The sequence below is a fragment of the Glaciecola sp. 33A genome (assembly GCF_002836745.1).
In the GTDB taxonomy this organism is placed as follows: Bacteria; Pseudomonadota; Gammaproteobacteria; order Enterobacterales; family Alteromonadaceae; genus Glaciecola.
Genome location: NZ_PJAR01000042.1, coordinates 1 through 19,651, shown reverse-complemented (window position 1 = coordinate 19,651; position 19,651 = coordinate 1). Strand labels below are relative to the sequence as shown.

Sequence of the window (19,651 nt, the reverse complement as noted above, 5' to 3'; positions counted from 1 at the left end):
AAAGGAATTACTATGTCTCTATCACCCCCTAATATATTACCGGTAGGCATCTTCTGGATGCTATTCAGTGTAAGCCTAGGTGCAAGTCTATCGTTGTCATCAGCATTTGCGGCAGCTCCAAAATCGCAATTTAAAGATGTAAATCCAATAGTGCTAAAAGCAAAAGCATTGAATGATCAAGGCAAGTACAAGGATGCATTTACTTTATTAAAATCAGTCGCTAAGACCCCAGCAAGTTACGCCGCTATGATTTCAAACTTAGCTAACATTGATATGGATAATGCTGAAGAAACGGCTAATGAGGCGGTACGCGCTTTTCCAAAAAACGCAGAATTGCATTATTTACGCGGTGTTATTATGGGAAACCAAGCACAAAGTTCAATTTTTAGTGCCTTAGGCTATGCCGAAAAATCGTTAAATAGTTTCGTAAAGGCAACTGAACTGGAGCCAACAACGGTTAAATATCGCAAAGCCTTGATGAGTTTCTATCTTGCAGCACCGTCAATTGCAGGAGGCGATGAGGAGCTTGCGTTGGTACAATTGCAAGCAATTCAAAAAGCAAATACGCTAGAAGGAGTGTCGTCACAAGTTGCGTTTTACCAACTGACCGACAAGCCCGAAAAAGCCACTCAAGCATTGCAAAAAGCAATAACTGACTTTCCGTATGAGATTAACTTTGTGTTTAGATTAGCTACTTACTACGCACAGCAGGAGGATTACAAGCAAGCCTTTCCTCTATTCCAGCAAGCTGCTGGGATGCCAGAGCCGAAGTTCGCTATAGACCCTGCAACAGGGGAAACACAAAGCGGTTATATTCGAAATATGAGTGCAAAATTGAATGCACTTTATCAAGTGGGTCGCACGGCAGTGGTAACCAAAGAAAATACTGAAGTAGGCCTCGCGGCGATGGGCAAGCTACAAGCCGCTGTCGAAAGCAGTAAACTTGATACCAATAACCTGCCTAACATGGAGTGGGCAAAAGCAAGAATTGCGGAGTTATATATTCAATCCGGCAATAAGAAGGCGGCATCAGATTTACTGATGAGTATATTGGTAGCAGACAATAAAGACTTAAGGAAACAAGTCAACAAGTTGAAGAAGCAATTGTAGATCATAAAATAAGGAGTGATAAAGCCGCAGTAGCTTTGCATTTTTACAATGAAAAATACAAAGCTATGCTATTTTCGATGTCGGGTTTACGGAAAGTTCATTCCAAATTCTGCTATTATTTGCAATCGTTAATTGCTCTTGAAGAATGTCAGACAAATGTTCCTTGGTAGTTAAAGGATTAGCTAAAACCACACGAAATACAGTGATGGCCTCACCATTGTATTTCTCAATTTCAATCCGTGTTCTGGATACAAACGACTTCCCCGCTTCACGTTGTTGCTTTTGTACCGACACCGTTAAACTATTCAATTTGTTATTGATATTCGTAATATCCGATGCCGGCATGCCTGCTAACTGAGCTAACGAAAAAGGTCTAAGTCGATAGGTAAGTAAAGATAAAGTGGGCTGCGTGGTTAGCTCAAATTCAGGATGAACGTTTATCATCTCGGCAAATTCAAACGCCAACTCAATACTTTTATTAATAAGAAGTTCGTAGCCTCGACGACCCAAAATGTGTAATGAAGAATACACCATCATCGCCATACCATTACGCGAACCTTCAAGCGTCGTTGCGCCTAAGTCTTTAGAACCCTCACGCAGCACATACTGTGCATGATGACGCACGGCATTACTATGCTTTGGATCTTTGAACAAAGCCATACCTGCACCCATTGGCACATACATTTGCTTGTGCGCATCAATAGTGACAGAGTCGGCTCGTTCGATGCCCGCTAATTTACTGCGATAACGTTCTGAAAACAACGTTGCACCGCCCCAAGCAGCATCAACGTGAAACCAGCAATTCAATTCTTTTGCTACATCAGCAAGCTCATCTAATGGATCAACATGCCCGGTTTCAGTCGTGCCTGCTATCCCAATAATGGCAAGTAATTTGTTGCCCGACTCTTGATAAGCTTTACCCAGCTTTAACGCTTGTTGTGGATCAAGCTTCTGTGTCGGGCTTTGCACCGTAAGCATGTTGTCGCGACCAATACCCAATACATCTACTGTTTTAGACAATGAATAATGTCCTCGATTAGATGACATCACCCCAATATTCTCGTAACCATAATGGCGGTAAGCAGCTGCGAGACCTGCTTTTGCGACACCCGGAAACTTTCCATCGGCAGACAATAATTGGTTTCTAGCGATCCACAGCGCTGTTATGTTCGCAACCGTACCACCGGAACAAAAGGATCCCAAAGCATGATCCGCACTGTGCAGATAATCTTCATAAAATTTATCATCTTGCTGATAAATCAAATTATGCATCATGCCAAGGGTCTGTCGTTCGAGTGGTGTGAACGCTTTTGAGGTTTCAATTTTGACCAGATTTTGATTCAAGCCAACCAATAATTTGGCTAAGGTTAAATGAAAGTACGGCAGAGCCGACGTCATGTGACCTATAAACGTGGGAGAATAGGTATTAACTGAATGAGCCACCAATTTATTAAGTAGTGATTCTGCATGCTCAGAAACAAATTCAGGACTATCAGGCACAGATGCACTAGAGAAATCTTTTTCAATCTCTTCTAAAGAGGTCTTTTTTGTGACCACATGCTGAGAAAGGAAGTCTGAAATATTGTCAGATAAATGCCGTTCTATTTTGGCTAACGTTGAATCACTATGCTCAGGTTTAGTAAAAACTCTAAATAAATGCTCTAAGCTAACTTCTGCTTTTGCCAATTTGTAACCCTAGGTGAAAACTTTCAAGATCTAATTTTACCCCACTTCCTCATCAATACCAAGATCCTGAATGTGACAATTATCGACAAAACACATTAAATTAATGTAAATATAGGTGGATTTGTTGAAAACACTCAAGATTTTGCGATTAGAACTGATACATATTAAACAGACAGTTAAGTTTGAACCTTCGCAAAATTAGGACAGGGTATTGAAATGGGTCACTCACAGGTCGAAACAGAATTCAAAATGGAACGTATCGTTCCATACTTTCAGCCAATAATGAATTTGCAGAGTAACCGAGTGTGGCGATATGAGTGCTTAGCCAGGTTATTGGGTGAAAATGAACATATTTTTTTACCTAGTGAGTTTTTGACCATTGTTGAACAAAAGAATTGGAATATCGAATTAACACATCATATGTACGAACAAAGTCGCCGCTATTGCGTTCACCGCAATATGCCATGGAGTATAAACCTGAGCGAAAAAGATTTAAATGACGAGTCTTTAGTGACTTGGTTGATACGCTCTCATGAAAATACATTGACGACTCTATTTGGTATTGAGATTTCCCATTCAACCTTGAAAAAGCACTTTGCAGTAGTCGCTCATTTAAATGAGAACTGTCCAAATTTAACTATCATCATAGACGATGTGTCAACGTCCTGTGCTATTTTGACGCAAGCACTAAAGTTAAAAATTCAAGCTATTAAGCTTTCAGGAATAATGATAAATAATCCCTATGTAGATAAAAAAGTACTAACTGAACTTGTCGAGTTGTGCAAAATTGATAATACGAAACTGGTTGCTGAACACATTGAAGACAAAAAAACGCTTGAGTTAGTCACTTCACTGGGGATTGATTATGGACAAGGGTTTTACCTGTCTTCGCCCTCAGCAAGCGTATGAAGCCGCCAACATGGTTGGCCTGATTCAGTATATTTTCGTTCGAACGGGGTAATTGGGGCACCGATAATAGGATAAATTTGGCTTTTTACGCCATGAATATGCAGTGCTTGTTGAAATTCTTCAAGATAGGTTAGCCAATTACTTCTAACTTCAATATTAGTTGAACAACCAAGCAGAGCGATGAATGCGGGACTCGCATGCCAACGCTTTTGAACCTGAGCTTTTTTAGGGTAAGGATTGGGATAAAACAGGCATTGTTTACTTATATTCCATTTCGCTGTTTTCAGATACTCAGCTATTAACCGCCAGAAATCATGTAGGTCAGCTTGAAACACCCTGACATTGTCACTGCTATTATGATTTTTTTGGCGCTTGTAATGTGTGTATTTATTCAGGCGAACGGCCGACTTGTCAATACCAATGACCTTAGCATTCTGATGTTGTTGAGCAAGTACGATACTACTTTCGCCCACACCGCAACAAGCGTCAATGATGACGTCACCCTGCCAATTACCTAGCCACTCAATGACCCCCTCGAAGCTTTCTTGAGTGTGTTCAGCAATCGGCTTTTTAAATTCAGAGTGTCGATACTTATTCACAATATCAGTAAGGTCTTCGTGAATGCCACGCTGATTCGTCGTAATTTCTCTTGGACTCGATTCCATTAAGTGCGAATACCAGTACCGGTAGAGAGTAGACGGTAAGCAACCGCAAATAACAGCACATTTAGGCCAACCAACATACTAAGTGCTAATATAAAATTAACATCAGCGCTGCCTAAAAAACCGTAACGAAATGCATTTACCATATGATAAATCGGATTGATTTGGATTACACCCTGCCAAAAGTCATTAAATACTTTTTCTAGCATCGATGCTGAATAAAATACACCCCCGAGATAAGTGAGAGGGGTTAGCACAAAGGTAGGAATAATACTGATATCGTCAAAGCTTTTGGCGTAGATACCGTTGATTAACCCTGCTGTAGCGAACAAGATAGAGGTGAGTAAAATAGTCACGATAATGACTGCATAATGCGCTATTTTTATGTCAACAAAAAACATTGATACAAAAATAACAACCACGCCTATAATAGAAGCCCTCGCTACGCCTCCACCTACGAAGCCCATAATAACAACCCATGTGGGTACTGGAGCGACGAGGATTTCCTCGACATTACGCTGAAATTTCGCACTAAAAAATGAAGACGACACATTCGAATATGAGCTCGTTATCACTGCCATCATAATTAATCCAGGAACAATAAACTCCATGTAACTAGAGCCGTCAATTGGACCTATTCTGTCCCCCATAAGCTTGCCAAAAATCACAAAATAAAGCGACATTGTGATAGCGGGCGGTACTAACGTTTGTACCCAAATGCGTAAAAATCTAGTGCACTCTTTAATCCAAATGGTATAGAGCGCCGTCATATTACGATTACTCATTGGTAGTTCCTTTTGCTTGATTTGCTTCGACTAGGCGCACAAATAACTCCTCTAGTCGATTCGACTTATTGCGCATACTCATCACTTCGATATTTTGTTTTGATAGCTCCTCAAAGACCGGATTTAAGCCTCCTTTTTTGAGCACATCGACTTCTAAGGTTTGGTCATCATTAGCTCGTGTCTCAAAACCCTCAATACTTATTTGATTTGCACCCGATGCAATATCGAACACATAGGTTTCAACGTTTAATGTCGCTAATAGGGCCTTCATGCTAGTATTTTTAACAATTTTTCCTTCATCAATAATCGCAATATTTCGACATAACATTTCAGCCTCTTCCAAATAATGTGTAGTCAAAATAATAGTAATGCCCTCTTCATTGATTTTCTTAAGGAAGGTCCACATTGAACGACGCACCTCAATATCAACACCAGCAGTAGGCTCATCAAGTATCAACATACGAGGTTCGTGCATTAACGCACGAGCAATCATTAAACGGCGTTTCATGCCACCTGATAGCTCTCTACCTGCAGAGTTCCGTTTATCCCACAGGTCTAATTGCTTGAGGTACTTTTCAGCGCGCTCTTTTGCAATTGAACGAGGAACACCATAATAACCGGCCTGATTGACCACAATTTGGAATAGAGTTTCGAACTGGTTAAAATTAAATTCTTGAGGTACTAGCCCAATGCAGCTTTTAGCATTAACAATATCAGTCGCTAGATCGTGTTCGAATACTTTCACACTGCCACTAGACTTATTAACCAGAGAGCTAATAATTCCAATAGCGGTTGACTTACCGGCACCGTTGGGTCCTAGCAAGGCGAAAAAATCACCTTCTTCAACCGTTAAATCAATCCCTTTTAGCGCCTGTACTCCACCTTTATAGGTTTTCGCCAAGCCCTTTATATCTAATGCTTTCATTATGCCCCTCAAGCCATTTTCACTTATGTGAATATAGTGATTTTGCGCGTACCACAAAAAGTGGCGGTATTATGCCAAAATTCAAGCTAAAAAGTTACACCTTAACGAAATAAGATAAAAGTAAACGCCCAAGAATGCATAAATTCAGTGGGCTTGTTTGTCAAAGCAACCATTTTTGTATATTGCATAAGAGCGCAGCCTTAGCCATTCAGAAGCATATGCACGCCAATACTAGCGCCATAACCTAGCGCAATTGCAGGAGTCCATTTTAGATGACCAAAAAACGTATAATGACCGCGAGCTTGCCCCATCAATGCAACGCCCGCTGCGGAACCAATAGAAAGCAGGCTTCCACCAACGCCAGCGGTCAGTGTCACTAACAACCATTGTACTTCGCTCATTTCAGGATTCATGGTGATCACCGCAAACATGACCGGAATATTATCCACAATAGCTGATAATACACCTACTAGAATGTTGGCATTTAATGCACCTAGCTGGCCATACATGAATTCAGATGTCATGCCTAAATAGCCCATAAACCCTAAGCCACCTACGGCTAAAATAACACCATAAAAGAAGAACAATGTGTCCCATTCTGCTTGTGCAATTTTATTGAAAATATCAAATTTTCCATAACTACCATTTGGCGTTGAGCCCGGAGAAGCATCTGGGTCCTGGTCCCCATTTTTAGAATGTCGATTGAGGAAAAAAGCATACAACTTCAAATAGGCAAGGCCTGTCATCATGCCAAAAACTGGCGGTAAGTGCAGCACTAAATGGAAGCTAATCGCGGTGACAATAGTGACAAGAAACAAACCGACAATGACTAATCCACCTTGTTTTATCTTGAAAATTGGAGCATCAATTTGCGTTACAGGCTTGCCAGGTGGAACGGCGAAACTAATAATAAACGCCGGTATCAAAAAGTTGACTACAGAAGGGATAAATAGCTTAAAGAATGTCCAAAATTCAAGAATGCCTTTTTGCCAAACCATCAATGTGGTTATATCACCAAAGGGACTAAAAGCACCACCAGCATTAGCCGCCACAACAATATTAATACAAGCCAATCCGATGAATTTAGGTTGGTCTTTGCCTACTGCCATGATGACTGCGCACATAACTAGTGCGGTGGTCAGATTATCGGCAATTGGCGAAATGAAAAATGCGAGCACACCCGTTAACCAAAACAAACTTTTATAGCTGAAGCCTTTGCTGACGAGCACATCACGCAGGGCATCGAAGACACCGCGCTCTAACATCGCGTTTATGTATGTCATTGCAACCAATAGGAAGAAAAACAACTCGGCATATTCCAAGAAGTTGTGTCGAATCGCTTGCTCTACAAGCAAATGATTGGGTTCTCCTAAGTAAGCTACAGCGATCAAAATCCAAATAATACCGGCAGCTAGCAGCACTGGTTTCGATTTACGTAAGTGTAGCTTTTCCTCTAAGATGACAAAGACATAAGCAATAACGAAAATGATAATTGCAATAAAACCATAGGCTGTCGCGGTTAAATCTAAAATACTTGACCCAACAGCGTCGATTTGTTGCGACGCTTTCGCACAGAAACTCAAAAATAAAGATATTAATAGCAAAGCACCCACGCGAAAACTCATTACAAACTCCATTAGCATTAAAGGTTAGTAGGATAGAGGAACAATCAAACTGGAATATAAGACCTTGGTCTAGCAAAGACAGCTATCATCAAACACGTCCCCATAATTAATTTTTACCCGTATTATTTTTATATTCTTTTGCTGTTTTTACATATAAGAGAAAACAATATTGACTATTTGACGTATAGACTACATGTTTCACGTTTCGTGTTAATATTTCATGTTGCTTATGGAGGACAATAAATGTCTGATGAAAAATTTGTAGACCCTCGGTTGCAAGCGAAGGAAGGTATATTCCAACAATTGCACCTAAGTACCTTCGACACAATGGGTTATGCCCATGCGATTATTCAAGAAGTAAACGACAGTGGCAGGGATATTGACGAGGACAACGACAACTATCAGCAGCTATTACGCGATTATCAGGTAACCAAGAATATGGCACCGATCACTGGTTCCCCACTTGCATTACTTTGCATCCAAACCGATCATAATATCGGAGACTCAAAACAGGCTCACGCATCTATCTCACAGCTTTGCGCTGCGGCCACAAATACCCTGAATCATTGGCGTATATTAGCAGAAATTCCAGCGGACTTGTTAGATGTTGAAGAAGTGAGTAGTCAGCTAAAACAAAACTATGCAAATCACTTGGCGGCTTGGCACCAAGTCTTACAGGAGTTCGAACCCACCAGCAAAATAGACAAGATCAAAAACAACACTTGATCTTGTCTTATGTAGACAGATTATTTATTACTGTCTTTGGTCAAAAGGCGACGTTCACGTCTACGCCACATCACTTTTGCGAGCTGTTTCATGCTCACGTTAGTGTCGCTTTCATCTACTATTTCGATACCTAGAAGGCTTTCAAGTAAATCTTCTAGCGTCAGCAAGCCCTCTAAGCCGCCATATTCGTCTACAACTAATATCATATGAATGCGAGATTTCAAAAACTGATCGAATGTGCTGGATAATGGCATGCTACTTAAGACGGTGGGTAAGGAGTTGCTCATTTCGCTAAGCTTCTTGTCATCTTCGCCATTCGCTTTAGCCAATAGGATATCGGACTTAATAACAAAGCCGCTTATATTTTCGCGATGGTCATCTTCATAAATGGGGATACGAGAAAATTCCGTTGGTAATTTCTGTTTCATAAAGTCGTTGACTGACATTGATTCAGGGGCTGAAAATACGACCGTACGATGAGTCATCGCGTCTTTTACGTTTAACGCATGTAACTGTAATAAGTTCTTTAAAAAACGTGATTCTTGTTTGGCTAATTGCCCTTCTTGACCAGACAACTCCGCCATTGCCAATAACTCGCTTCGACTTAAGCCTTTGAGCGGACTGTCTTCTTTAAATCCACGGGTTAATTTTTCAGACATTTTTACGAATGGATACAAAACAATAATTAAATATTTGAGAAAATGTGCCGTTGCTGGAGCCAATCGTCGCCAATAGGTTGCGCCGAGTGTTTTTGGAATAATTTCTGAAAAAACAAGGATCAGAAGAGTCAGCACTGCAGAAATAACCCCCAAATAGGCATCACCGAATACCGCAGCTGCTTGAGCACCAGCACCCGCAGCACCCATTGTGTGTGCAACGGTGTTTAAGGTGAGTATTGCAGATAATGGTTTATTGATGTCGCTGGTTAATTTGCCTAGCAGTGTACCGGAGGGCTTCCCGTCTTTTTCTAGTAACGAGATATACGCTTGCGAAACGCTAAGTATTACGGCTTCCGCAATTGAACATATAAACGAAAAACCAAGTGCAATGAGCACATATATAATAAGCAAAAGCATAATACGAAGTCGTTCTCAACATACAAAAAAGTGATTGTAGCACTTAGCGCAGGCATGTCTCATTATTCTGCAAAGAATTTCGTGATTAAAACGAAATCACGCCCTGCAAATTTGCCCTTTAATGTCTGTGACGAGCCCGGATACTGAATACAAGCCAAAAAACACCTAATGCGCAAGTTACAATAACCGCACCTATATTAACGCTAGGAAGTCTATTCAGAATGTTGAAGTCGAAAAATTCAGAAATGATGGTTAGGTAGAACAATGCCAAACACAACACTAACGCGCGAGTTAAATTGCGTGTTGTTAACAACGTCATGGTACTTGCTCCTAATACAGCTACGCCGAGCTTTTGTGCTCGAGCTTATTATTATGTTTCAAATTATCTAGGTTACGCACAACTTGTTTGATATCAGCAACTAAAAAAAGCCCAGATATTACCAGTTCAATATGCATATCACTGTTGTGAAGATTTCTAGCCACATGTTATACCCAATAAGATTGACCTAATCAATACCTATGTATAAAAGAGTAGACGGTGAAAGCCAACAATATAAAAAATAATCTCTTGTAGCGTCTATAGGCCGGAGCTGACGCTATTTAGCAACATAGCGGCTTGGTTAATCTGGATAGAAATAAATCAACTCAATTGTTCTGATTGTTAACAATCGATCCGTGTAGATAGCATTGAGTAGAAATTCCGAGGGTTTAAGCAGTTAGATAAGGCAACGATGACTAATCGTGGTGCATTGCTTATAGACTGGGTAAGCCATGAATAAACAAAATTTATTATAATATTGCCATCGTTGAAGGAATGCAAAGAAGGGAAGTGGATGCCTTAAGCGCTAACTAACTGTCAATAGATACCGCAACAAACCTTAATTGATCTTTCCCCTCTTCTTTAGCTTCGTAGGCTTTAATATCGGCTTTTTTAATAATGGTATCGAGTAACAGTTTTTGCTCGTTTTCATCAAGTTGTTCTGGAACATAAGAAACCACAGAAGCGCCCATGCTTATAGTTATTGGTAGTATGATACTTTCACCTTTATATTCACAGATATGATTTTTCAGTGCTTGTTGCATTCGATAAAATATCATTGTCACTTCTTTTTCGCCTGCATTGGGTAAAAGTATTATAAACTCTTCGCCGCCATACCGACCCATAACATCTGTTTCCCGCAGCGCACCGAGCATAATTGACGATAAGTTCTGAAGGACTTTGTCGCCTACATCATGTCCATATGTGTCGTTAACTGCTTTAAAGTTATCGACGTCTAAAATAGCAATTGTCATTGAATATTTTTTATTGACCTGATTGCTCAGCATGACTTTTGCTTGATGCATGGCATTTCTGCGATTTGGGCAGCCTGTCAAGTAATCAGTCATAGCTAAATGACTCATCTTTAATTTCAAGTTACGCTCTCTCATATAGACATACACAAGTAACACGAGCATTGCGATTGCAAGAGAAATGACGGTCATTAAAAATCTATGCTTGCTTTGATTTCTTTCTATAATAATCGATTTAAGTTCATTTTCTTGCTCTAAGCGCAGCGATTTCTCTTCGGCTAATTCAAGCTCGAAATTTAACATTAAGCGTTGTGCGTCTTGCTTTTTTTTGGCTTTAAAATTCTCTCCTTCTAATTTTATTAGCTGTTTTCGGTAAAAACTTGCTTTATCCGAATTACCATTTCGCTCTTCAATAAGAAAACTAGATTTAAGCAATGTAACCGACGGTATCGCTGGATTTTTTGAGTTTTTGAGAACGAAGTAAGCCTCCATTACATCCTTTTTCGCTTCATCCCAATGGCCTAAACTAATATGGAATTCAGCTTCATAAGCTAGCGCTTCTATGATCTTTTGCGTGTAATTGTTTTCTTTATATGTATAGATTGATTTATGTATTATTTCGATTGCTTCAGCACTTTTTCCAAGACCATGTTTTGCGCGGGCAGCAGTTTCATTTGATGATGCAAAGTATATATAGTTGTCTATTGCTTTTGCTTGTTGAGAGGCAACAGTAGCTGACTTGAGGGCTTGTTCCCACTGTAACAATGCAAGCTGGGATGAAGCAATGTTATTATTATAAATAAGCATATTAGTAGGGCTTAACAAATTATCTGCTTTATCATGACCCCTCTCGTAATACTTTATGGCGTTTTTATAGTCACCCAAAGTGTAGTATGTATTACCTATGTAACTGAGTACGGTAGATATTCTTTTGCTCCTATTTATGTCACTTAGACTTTCGCTTTCTTCAAAAGCCTTCATGGCCTGTCCCAACATTATTAAACCTTCTTTGTAATTTTCTGTCCTTATGCTGAGTTGACCAGCAGCAAGAAAAAAATAGGCTTTGTTAACGTATGTTATGTCATATAGTGATAGGTAGGACTTCATTTCTGCTAATAACACTTTGGCACTGTCAAATTCTTCCAAATTTAAATAGGCATTAGCAACACTGCGCAGTAAGGGAAGGTAACTATCTATAGTTTTATTAGTTTTATTAATATTTTTCAAGGGGGTAAACGTTTTAAATAACGTTGTTATTTCTGCATAACTTCCTACTTTTAACATTTCAACCAGAAGCGCTTCGTTAAATATAAGTATTGCGATGTCATTTAGATCTTCTTTTATTTTTTCTCTGTTGAGCAATGCTTCGTAGGCAATTATTTTGTTTGCAGAAGATAAACTCGTATCATGTCTTATTAAATTGACTAATTGATTAGCTTTGGATTGTGATGAACTAATCTGAGCAGAGAGAGGAAGGGGCAATATTAGACAGCTAAATAATAATGTAGTGAACCACACACGCTTCATATCATGTCTACCTTTAGTCCATCTGTATGTTTATTAATAAAATCCAGCTCATGGCATAGTCTACTATCGGCATGTTACTTAAAGATATAAATAATCACTTGCAAGTATAGCTGAAGATTTTTTATATGTTAATGAATAAACTGTCAGTGGAGAAAACGTTGATACATCAAAATCAATTGAAGCCCAACAAACCCGTTTGCCGAGTGCGCTTTTGGACGAAAGGTTACTGAACCTACATTTGACAATATGCTAATTAAATTACCGCCTTTTAAACGTCATCTTTTCAGCGTACAATTGTAAGTTGAAACTAAATTAACACTCAAATAAGCCATTATCGTGAAGCAAACAGCCAGTCCACAAATACATCAATACAGTAAGTTAGAAGAGCGGTTGAATGCGTTTACTCATTTTTTTGGCTTTGCGTTGGCAGTCCTAGGCCTTGGCGCGCTGCTGCTTAAAAGTAATGGCTTGGCAGAAGTCATATCATCTATTGTTTTTGGAAGCTCAATGGTGCTTTTGTTTGGGGCATCTACCTTGTATCACTCAGTCAGTAACTCAAGGTTAAAGCCCATACTAAAACGCGCCGACCACATTGCTATTTATTTGCTGATTGCCGGCACTTATTCACCTTTTTTAGTGGTTGCAATTGATGGCTGGGTGTCTACTGTGAGTATTATTACTATATGGGCGGTAGCATTATTTGGGGTCGGTTTCAAAGCCATCTTTAAAGACAAATACCCGAAACTAGCTGTGACTACTTATGCTGTTATGGGTTGGTTGGCCTTGCTCATTATTGTACCCATTTACAATGCTGTTCCTTTAACCGGGTTCATATTTTTATTCTTAGGTGGTGCCGCATATAGCTTGGGTATTCCATTCTATATGGCAAAACATAAACACTACACGCATGCTATATGGCATTTATTTGTGCTATTAGGCGCAGCTTGCCACTTTTATGCAATCTACGCCTTTGTTATTGGACAAACTGTCGTCGTTTAACGTCCTATTGCGGCATTCGCTTCTTGACAGTGGCAGTAGCAGGTGAATTAGCTGGGTCGTCTGGCCAAAAATGTCTCGGGTAACGGCCCTTCATTTCCTTCTGAATTTGCTTATAGCTCCCTTGCCAAAACCCAATCAGATCGTCCGTTGTTTGCAAGGGTCTTTGCGCGGGTGAAAGTAATTCAAAAGTAATAGTTAGTTTGCCATTTAATAGTGTGGGGTGCTGTTGCATGCCGTATAGCTCTTGCATTCTCACAGACAATAACGCTCTACCGTCCTCATTATAATCAATTCCAGCTTTTCTCCCTGTAGGAATAATGATACTTTCTGGTAGTAATGAATCAAGCTTTTTGAGTTGCTGATAATCCATTTGCTGACTCAACAGCTGATAAAATGGCAGGTTGACAAATGCCTGCCACGTAGTCTTGCCATTCAAAAATGGCAACAGCCATTGATCAATATTCTGTCGCAATGCGGCGTCAGAAAAATCCGGAAACGCTTCGTTTTGCTCCGCTATATTTACTCCTGCATTTAACAAACTGACTCTTTTGATTAATTGCTTTGTACGAGTATCAAAAGGTATCGCCGGTATTCCTTTTTTCAGTATTTGCTGCCGCCATACGTCATTTAAAGACACTGACGAAGGCTTAGGAAGTGGTTTTTTAGAAAATGAGATACTGCCAAAAAATTGTGATTCAAATGCGCTAATCCGTTGTTTCTCTTCATCCCATTGGACTATTTCTTTGTCGTCAAAAAATGCTGAAAAATGAGTTTGTATCTGTTCAAATTTTATTGGTTCAGCATATCGAATAATGGCGCTATCCTTCTGTTTGTCGGTCAGCTGCATATGCCCGACGGCTAACCAACATTGGTTATTTTGCGACAACGATTGAGGTCCTAAATGTCGCAACAGTTGATCATTAATACTCAACGTCGCGCCGCTACCATTAGCCAAACTAAAACGTCCTTCTGAGCGATATTTTGCTATCCACTGAGGAAAACCAAAAGCCAGAACAATCGCGAGGTCTTGTAAAGGCCATTCAACTAATTGAATATTTTGCTTGCGGTGCCATTGCTTAATAAGCAACCAAATGCTGTGCTGTTTATTTTTTAGCAAAAAGGTCAATCGGGGCGTCACTTCAACAGTTTGCGCTTGCGGTAATGGATCTTTACTTTCAAGCAGCGCAGCCAATGCGCAAGCCAGACTCTGATGAGCTAGACTCAATTGAGCACTCTTTAGTAACATAATGGCAATGCTTGCATTACCGCCCAGCGCATGCACTTGGCGACCAAATTCGGTTATTTTATGACTTTTCTCAATAACGCCAAGACTCATTAGTTTCTCTTTACCTTGCGAGAGTTGTGCCGAATTCGGTTGGTCAATAAGCGCTAGGTCGGCAATTGGCGCGCCCCAAATAGCGGCTTCTAATACTAAGTCTGAAACGTCAGATTGCAGTATTTCCGGCGTTGATTGTTGCGCAAGTCGACCATGCAATTCTTTTGACCATAAACGATAACAAGTACCCGCCATAACTCGCCCTGCCCGGCCTGCTCTCTGGGTGGCCGAAGCTTGTGATATTTTTTGGCTCGTTAGTTGAGTAATACCTCTGCGTAAATCGAATATTGCCTTTTTCTCAATTCCACTATCAATAACTACTTCTATTCCTTCAATGGTCAGGCTTGTTTCCGCAATGTTGGTTGCCAATACAATTTTTCTTTTGCCTTCTTTATTAGGCATTAATGCTTCTTGCTGATGTTGTTTATTGAGGTCTGAAAAAAGGGGTAAAACAACACAATCTGGTAGCTTTCGAGACAGAATTTCAGCTGCCTTTCTAATTTCATATGCCCCAGGTAAAAAAACCAGAAAGTCTTTGTCATGGCAACTAAAGGTTTGAATTAGCAGTTCACAGACCCTATCAACAACTGGTATTTTTGGATTTGAAGCAACGTATTTAATATCAACGGGATAACTTCTGCCTTTGGACTCTAGTAACTTTGCATCAGGCATTATTTTGCTAATTGCCTGTGCATTTAATGTGGCCGACATAACTAGTATTCGCAGATCATCACGCAACGCTTGCTGTACTTCTAGGCTTAATGCTAATGAAAAATCCGCATGAATACTGCGCTCATGAAACTCATCAAAGATAATAAGTGCAACTCCTGGAAGCTCAGGCTTCGCCTGCAACATGCGCGTAAGAATGCCTTCGGTAACAATTTCCAAGCGGGTGTTGGCACTGGTTACATTTTCACCACGCACCCGATAGCCAATTGTTTTACCTACCTTTTCGCCCAATTTTTCAGACAGATAGTAGGCAATGTTTCGCGCTGCAATACGACGCGGTTGCAGCATAATAATTTTACTATGTTGAAAAGCCGGTTGCTGTAACAAAAACAGTGGCAGTGCTGTTGACTTCCCCGCTCCCGGTGGTGCAACAACAATAGCGTTACCATCTGCCAGTTGCAGTGCGAGTGCCTTAAGTATTTCCTGTATGGGAAGCAAGTGAATTTAAGTTCCTAAATGAGGTAAAAGCGTTATATAAACGGCAATCTTCAATAATTATCCAGTATCTCAGAATGATAGCAAAAACTGTCAACAGGTTCAGTAGCAATTACTCATTATCAAATTACAATGAATAGAAATAAAATATAAGCAAAGGAATGCCGAAATATGAGTAACCGACAAGCTAAAAAAAATCCAAGAAGCAAACCACAATTTCGGTATGAAGGCACAACACTTGTAGAATTGATGGTTATTGTTGGTATTTTAGCAATAGTAGGGACACTTGGAGTGCCTAGTTTTTTGTCGATTATTACCAAAGCTAGAATTACTTCTGAAACTAATCAATTAAATAGCCTAATTCGCTTTGCACGCTTTAAGGCAATTGAGCAACAGCAACTGACCTTATTGTGCCCCACTAGCGATTACAGTCATTGCGATACTGACTGGAATGGACCCAAAATTGTCTTTATTGACACTAATAACAATAATGAAAGAGACCCTCAGGAGCCTATGCTGATGAGCATGCCAAAAAGTCATGACAGCAATCAACTTTACAGTCGCAAAAAGACTATCAAGTTTTATGAAAGTGGGATCACTGCAAGCCCAGCAAGTGTGCGTATCTGCCCAGCCTCAAACGACGCTAAATACGCAAGATTACTAACAGTGAGTTTGCAGGGGAAAATAAAGCTCAGCAGTGACAGAAATAACGACGGTATTCATGAGAATAGCGCGGGTACCGCATTATCCTGTTTATAAAATTTTATCTATCTGTGAGCAGCGCCTGCACTTTCTCTCTATCATCTAAGACAAATAATAGAACAAGGTCACCAACAACAGCGCGATCCATTATTTTCTTAGTGCCATCTAAAGGATCACTAGCGAGTATAATGTCTTTTTCTGCAATACCGGTTGCAAGCAAATGTGCTTTAACTAAAAAAGAAATTTCATTTAGCTCTCGTCCTCTAAGATATTTCTTAATCTCAGCTAATACATAAGTACTAGGACGTAATTCACTTACTGCGTTAGCAACGTCAAGCATATCTTTATCAGAACGATCACCTGCATGGCTAAACATAACGTGCTTAGCCTTCGCTGGCATATTTGACGCCATATTGACCACAGCTTGCATGCTATGACTGTTATGCGCGAAATCAACGATAACCGTTACGCCGTTAACTTCATAGATGTTGCCACGTCCAGGATTATCGCTTGCATCACTGCTAAAATTCATTAGTCCAGAAATAACGTCATCATTACTAATTCCTAGCGCCTTAGTTAGCCCAATCACACCCAAAGCGTTCTGTATATTGTGCTTTGCAGTGCCGTTTACCGTCATCGGAATATCACTAACAGCAGCAATGATGACTTGCTCACTGTGGCTATATACAAGCTCATTATTTCGCACAAAAACACAGGGATGATGTTGACTCAATGCGCGTAATATTTGAGGGTTATGTTCATTTTCACTAAACCAACAAATAGGAACATATAGCTTTTCAGACTCTTTTACTAGCAACACGTCATCTGCATTTAACACAAGCATGCCTTTCGTAAAGTCATTCCCTTGTGGAATAGCTTTTGAAACCATACTTTTAACCGTTGCTATTTCCTCGACTGTATTTATCCCATATTGCCCTAGATGATCAGCAGCCACATTCGTAATCAAAGCGACATTTGCGAATTGAACCGGTAAACCACGTCTCAATAAACCGCCTCGAGCAACTTCCAAAAATGCAATTTCAGTACGCTTATCTCTGAGCACCAGTCTTGCACCACCAGGACCTGAATAATCGCCGTCATCAATAATTGTGTCTCCCACTTTGATAAAATCAGTCGAGGTTACACCTGCACTCAGGGAAGCTGCTTTTGCAATTCCGGCGGCTAAGCGAACACTCGTCGACTTTCCATTAGTTCCTGTGATTAGGGCTAATGGAATAGTAGAATAGTGCTGCCAGCTAACATCTTGAGGATCTGGGAATGCATCAATAGGCCATGTTTCAGATTTGGATCCCATACCAAGGCTAATTTCATCATCGTCTACTAAACAAACAACGTCGTGGGCCTTAGCTTGCTGCATGAATTCAAGTAATTGTGGGTTTCTCTCCTCAACAATCGTTACTTTTAGTGCTGCCAAACGAGGCAACATTGAAACGCTGTATTGGCGATTGTCACCTACAGAAAACTCGGCAGCACATAGGTCCCAAGCAAGTTCAATTAAGTCGCATGCACTATAAAGTAAATCCATAGGCGCAGAAATCGACATACTTGCACCGCCTTTATAATGTCTATCATAGCAGTTAGACGGCCATGCATACTCACCACCCAAACTCACCTGACAGTGATAAAGGTGCTTTTGCCAACAATCAATAACAACTTGCGCCTCGACGTCATCAAAAAACACATCTATTATCGCTCCGGGGTCATTGGATAATAAATTAGGACCCGTTAACCTTCTCACCTCATCAAGTTCAAAAGCCATCAGTATCACCACTCATTATCTTACTTATACGCAATTTAATCAGCGTCTTCTTCTCTATCAACAACAATATGAACACCGCGCTCATCTTGTACAATTCGGGTACCTTCTTGTAGTTCAAATTTGTGCTCAATAGGTTCATATAATTTTTCGGGGAAGTCACTCGATGGTTTATCCATATCGCTTCCAGGGTGCTCAGATACGTTATTAAAGTGTACGATCTGTTTCCAGCAACGGGTAATGTTATCGCCTAAAATAATGAGTAAATCACCCGGAGTACAACTTACTAAGGCAGCTTCAACCGCGTCAGCTTCGCTTGGTATTACCTGAATATCTTTCGCATCAACACCGCTAGCTTGTAAGGTTTGCTTGAGTAACATTGGCACTTCATCGTGTCCGCGACCGCGACGATCATCATCGGCTTTACACACAAAACTGTCGAAAGTAGAAGCCACAATTTTGGCTGCCTCTATAATATCTTCATCTCGTCTATCACCTGGCATAGCCAATACGAGCCTACGCTTTCCTTTCACACCTAGACGCCCGGCTAAATCGGTAATTGTTTTAATTGCTGCGGGGTTATGCGCGTAATCTAAAATAACCTTGAACGGGTGTTCATCAAAGATATTGAGTCGACCCGGGGCTTGATAGAATGACGTATTAAATATTCTCAAACCTTGGCGAATATTTTCTAATGAAGTATCAAAGCTATATGCCATTGCCGTTGCGAACATTGCATTTTGCACGTTATGCATTGCTTTGCCTTCAATCGTTGCTGGTATCAAATGCGTCCATAACAAAGGAATATGAGCCCCGTTGTCATAAATCGTGATCATTTCCCCATTAATACCTTTTTCTAACACAACCGCCATGCCGCCTTGACGAATATGCTCACGCACCAGTCCATGACCAGAATCAATAGTGACATAACAAATTTGTTTGGCTTCGCAAAACTCTGCCATCTCTAGACAATGGATATCATCTGCGTTAAGCACAACGCAGTCTTGGGCTACTTCAACAACAACCCGTTTAATTTGTGCTAATTGCTCTAAGGTATCGATGCCTCGTTGACCTAAATGGTCGGCTGAAATATTTAAACACGCACCAACGTTACATGTGCTATAACCCAAGCCGCGTTTAACGATACCGCCGCGCGCAGTTTCCATAATGGCAAAATCGACACTAGGGTCACGTAATACAATTTGGGCTGCGGTTGGACCAGTCATATCACCCTTCACTGTAAGGTGCCCATCGATATAGACACCATCTGTTGAAGTCATACCGGTGGTAAATCCAGCGCTTTTCATAATGCTAGCTAACATTCTAGACGTGGTGGTTTTACCGTTGGTTCC

16 protein-coding genes are annotated in these 19,651 nt (G+C 40.4%); 5 read left to right on the top strand and 11 right to left on the bottom strand.

Annotated elements, in window-relative coordinates; translation table 11 throughout:
• The first annotated feature begins 12 nt into the window (after positions 1 to 12).
• Positions 13 to 1,110 carry a lipopolysaccharide assembly protein LapB gene (locus CXF81_RS12825; protein WP_157825561.1) on the top strand — a complete coding sequence of 366 codons (1,098 nt, stop codon included), beginning with the start codon at positions 13 to 15 and terminating at the stop codon, positions 1,108 to 1,110.
• Positions 1,111 to 1,173: 63 nt separating this feature from the next.
• On the opposite strand, the gene panP is transcribed toward CXF81_RS12825, so the two are convergent.
• Positions 1,174 to 2,796, bottom strand: a complete 1,623-nt coding sequence (gene panP / locus CXF81_RS12820; protein WP_101181754.1) for a pyridoxal-dependent aspartate 1-decarboxylase PanP — start codon at positions 2,794 to 2,796, stop codon at positions 1,174 to 1,176.
• 216 nt (positions 2,797 to 3,012) lie between these two features.
• On the opposite strand from panP, the gene CXF81_RS12815 reads away from it, so the two are divergent.
• Positions 3,013 to 3,705: an EAL domain-containing protein gene (locus CXF81_RS12815; RefSeq protein ID WP_101181753.1), complete on the top strand. Its 693-nt coding sequence runs from the start codon at positions 3,013 to 3,015 to the stop codon at positions 3,703 to 3,705.
• Here the strand turns inward: CXF81_RS12815 and CXF81_RS12810 are convergent.
• From CXF81_RS12810 to nhaD, 4 genes are all read right to left on the bottom strand, one after another.
• Positions 3,675 to 4,370, bottom strand: coding sequence for a class I SAM-dependent methyltransferase (locus CXF81_RS12810; protein WP_101181752.1), 696 nt, complete (start codon positions 4,368 to 4,370; stop codon positions 3,675 to 3,677). The two genes, CXF81_RS12815 and CXF81_RS12810, sit on opposite strands and share 31 nt — an antisense overlap.
• On the bottom strand, positions 4,370 to 5,152 hold the full coding sequence (locus tag CXF81_RS12805; protein ID WP_101181751.1) for an ABC transporter permease: 783 nt from the start codon (positions 5,150 to 5,152) through the stop codon (positions 4,370 to 4,372). The genes CXF81_RS12810 and CXF81_RS12805 overlap by 1 nt, the downstream gene beginning before the upstream one ends.
• On the bottom strand, positions 5,145 to 6,077 hold the full coding sequence (locus CXF81_RS12800) for an ABC transporter ATP-binding protein (RefSeq protein WP_101181750.1): 933 nt from the start codon (positions 6,075 to 6,077) through the stop codon (positions 5,145 to 5,147). Before CXF81_RS12800 ends, CXF81_RS12805 begins: the two co-directional genes overlap by 8 nt.
• 200 nt (positions 6,078 to 6,277) lie before the next feature.
• Complete coding sequence (gene nhaD / locus CXF81_RS12795; RefSeq protein WP_101181749.1) at positions 6,278 to 7,702, bottom strand: sodium:proton antiporter NhaD; 1,425 nt, start codon at positions 7,700 to 7,702, stop codon at positions 6,278 to 6,280.
• 243 nt (positions 7,703 to 7,945) lie between these two features.
• On the opposite strand from nhaD, the gene CXF81_RS12790 reads away from it, so the two are divergent.
• A complete protein-coding gene (locus CXF81_RS12790; protein WP_101181748.1) occupies positions 7,946 to 8,428 on the top strand; it encodes a hypothetical protein in 483 nt (160 codons plus the stop codon).
• Positions 8,429 to 8,448: 20 nt separating this feature from the next.
• Here CXF81_RS12790 and CXF81_RS12785 read toward each other — a convergent pair whose 3' ends face one another.
• The 3 genes from CXF81_RS12785 to CXF81_RS12780 form a co-directional block, all read right to left on the bottom strand.
• The gene (locus tag CXF81_RS12785) at positions 8,449 to 9,504 is read right to left on the bottom strand and encodes a CNNM domain-containing protein (RefSeq protein ID WP_101181747.1); all 1,056 of its coding nucleotides are present in this window, start codon (positions 9,502 to 9,504) and stop codon (positions 8,449 to 8,451) included.
• A gap of 118 nt (positions 9,505 to 9,622) precedes the next feature.
• A complete protein-coding gene (locus CXF81_RS19900; protein ID WP_006009886.1) occupies positions 9,623 to 9,823 on the bottom strand; it encodes a hypothetical protein in 201 nt (66 codons plus the stop codon).
• A gap of 530 nt (positions 9,824 to 10,353) precedes the next feature.
• Positions 10,354 to 12,321 carry a diguanylate cyclase gene (locus CXF81_RS12780; protein ID WP_101181746.1) on the bottom strand — a complete coding sequence of 656 codons (1,968 nt, stop codon included), beginning with the start codon at positions 12,319 to 12,321 and terminating at the stop codon, positions 10,354 to 10,356.
• A 336-nt stretch (positions 12,322 to 12,657) separates the two neighbouring features.
• Here CXF81_RS12780 and CXF81_RS12775 point away from each other — a divergent pair, with 336 nt between their 5' ends.
• Positions 12,658 to 13,320 (top strand): hemolysin III family protein, encoded by a 663-nt coding sequence (locus CXF81_RS12775; protein WP_101181745.1) that lies wholly within the window; start codon positions 12,658 to 12,660, stop codon positions 13,318 to 13,320.
• A 4-nt stretch (positions 13,321 to 13,324) separates the two neighbouring features.
• Here the strand turns inward: CXF81_RS12775 and hrpB are convergent, their stop codons facing one another.
• Positions 13,325 to 15,823 carry an ATP-dependent helicase HrpB gene (gene hrpB, locus CXF81_RS12770; RefSeq protein WP_101181744.1) on the bottom strand — a complete coding sequence of 833 codons (2,499 nt, stop codon included), beginning with the start codon at positions 15,821 to 15,823 and terminating at the stop codon, positions 13,325 to 13,327.
• A 168-nt stretch (positions 15,824 to 15,991) separates the two neighbouring features.
• Between hrpB and CXF81_RS12765 the strand changes: the two genes are divergently transcribed.
• Positions 15,992 to 16,579 carry a GspH/FimT family pseudopilin gene (locus CXF81_RS12765; RefSeq protein WP_101181743.1) on the top strand — a complete coding sequence of 196 codons (588 nt, stop codon included), beginning with the start codon at positions 15,992 to 15,994 and terminating at the stop codon, positions 16,577 to 16,579.
• A gap of 4 nt (positions 16,580 to 16,583) precedes the next feature.
• Here the strand turns inward: CXF81_RS12765 and CXF81_RS12760 are convergent, their stop codons facing one another.
• Both CXF81_RS12760 and CXF81_RS12755 read right to left on the bottom strand, forming a co-directional pair.
• The gene (locus CXF81_RS12760) at positions 16,584 to 18,302 is read right to left on the bottom strand and encodes a Mur ligase family protein (RefSeq protein ID WP_101181742.1); all 1,719 of its coding nucleotides are present in this window, start codon (positions 18,300 to 18,302) and stop codon (positions 16,584 to 16,586) included.
• Between the two features lie 35 nt (positions 18,303 to 18,337).
• Positions 18,338 to 19,651, bottom strand: a 1,314-nt coding sequence (locus tag CXF81_RS12755) for a Mur ligase family protein (protein ID WP_255409450.1), incomplete at its 5' end; no start/stop codon positions are given.

What these genes read in the sequence shown, in the direction of transcription:
- CXF81_RS12800 (WP_101181750.1), bottom strand. Translation starts at nt 6,077, where the DNA reads ATGAAAGCATTAGATATAAAGGGCTTGGCGAAAACCTATAAAGGTGGA.
- CXF81_RS12765 (WP_101181743.1), top strand. Translation starts at nt 15,992, where the DNA reads ATGAGTAACCGACAAGCTAAAAAAAATCCAAGAAGCAAACCACAATTT.
- nhaD (WP_101181749.1), bottom strand. Translation starts at nt 7,702, where the DNA reads ATGAGTTTTCGCGTGGGTGCTTTGCTATTAATATCTTTATTTTTGAGT.
- CXF81_RS12785 (WP_101181747.1), bottom strand. Translation starts at nt 9,504, where the DNA reads ATGCTTTTGCTTATTATATATGTGCTCATTGCACTTGGTTTTTCGTTT.
- CXF81_RS12760 (WP_101181742.1), bottom strand. Translation starts at nt 18,302, where the DNA reads ATGGCTTTTGAACTTGATGAGGTGAGAAGGTTAACGGGTCCTAATTTA.
- CXF81_RS12780 (WP_101181746.1), bottom strand. Translation starts at nt 12,321, where the DNA reads ATGAAGCGTGTGTGGTTCACTACATTATTATTTAGCTGTCTAATATTG.
- CXF81_RS12805 (WP_101181751.1), bottom strand. Translation starts at nt 5,152, where the DNA reads ATGAGTAATCGTAATATGACGGCGCTCTATACCATTTGGATTAAAGAG.
- CXF81_RS12815 (WP_101181753.1), top strand. Translation starts at nt 3,013, where the DNA reads ATGGGTCACTCACAGGTCGAAACAGAATTCAAAATGGAACGTATCGTT.
- CXF81_RS19900 (WP_006009886.1), bottom strand. Translation starts at nt 9,823, where the DNA reads ATGACGTTGTTAACAACACGCAATTTAACTCGCGCGTTAGTGTTGTGT.
- CXF81_RS12825 (WP_157825561.1), top strand. Translation starts at nt 13, where the DNA reads ATGTCTCTATCACCCCCTAATATATTACCGGTAGGCATCTTCTGGATG.
- CXF81_RS12790 (WP_101181748.1), top strand. Translation starts at nt 7,946, where the DNA reads ATGTCTGATGAAAAATTTGTAGACCCTCGGTTGCAAGCGAAGGAAGGT.
- CXF81_RS12810 (WP_101181752.1), bottom strand. Translation starts at nt 4,370, where the DNA reads ATGGAATCGAGTCCAAGAGAAATTACGACGAATCAGCGTGGCATTCAC.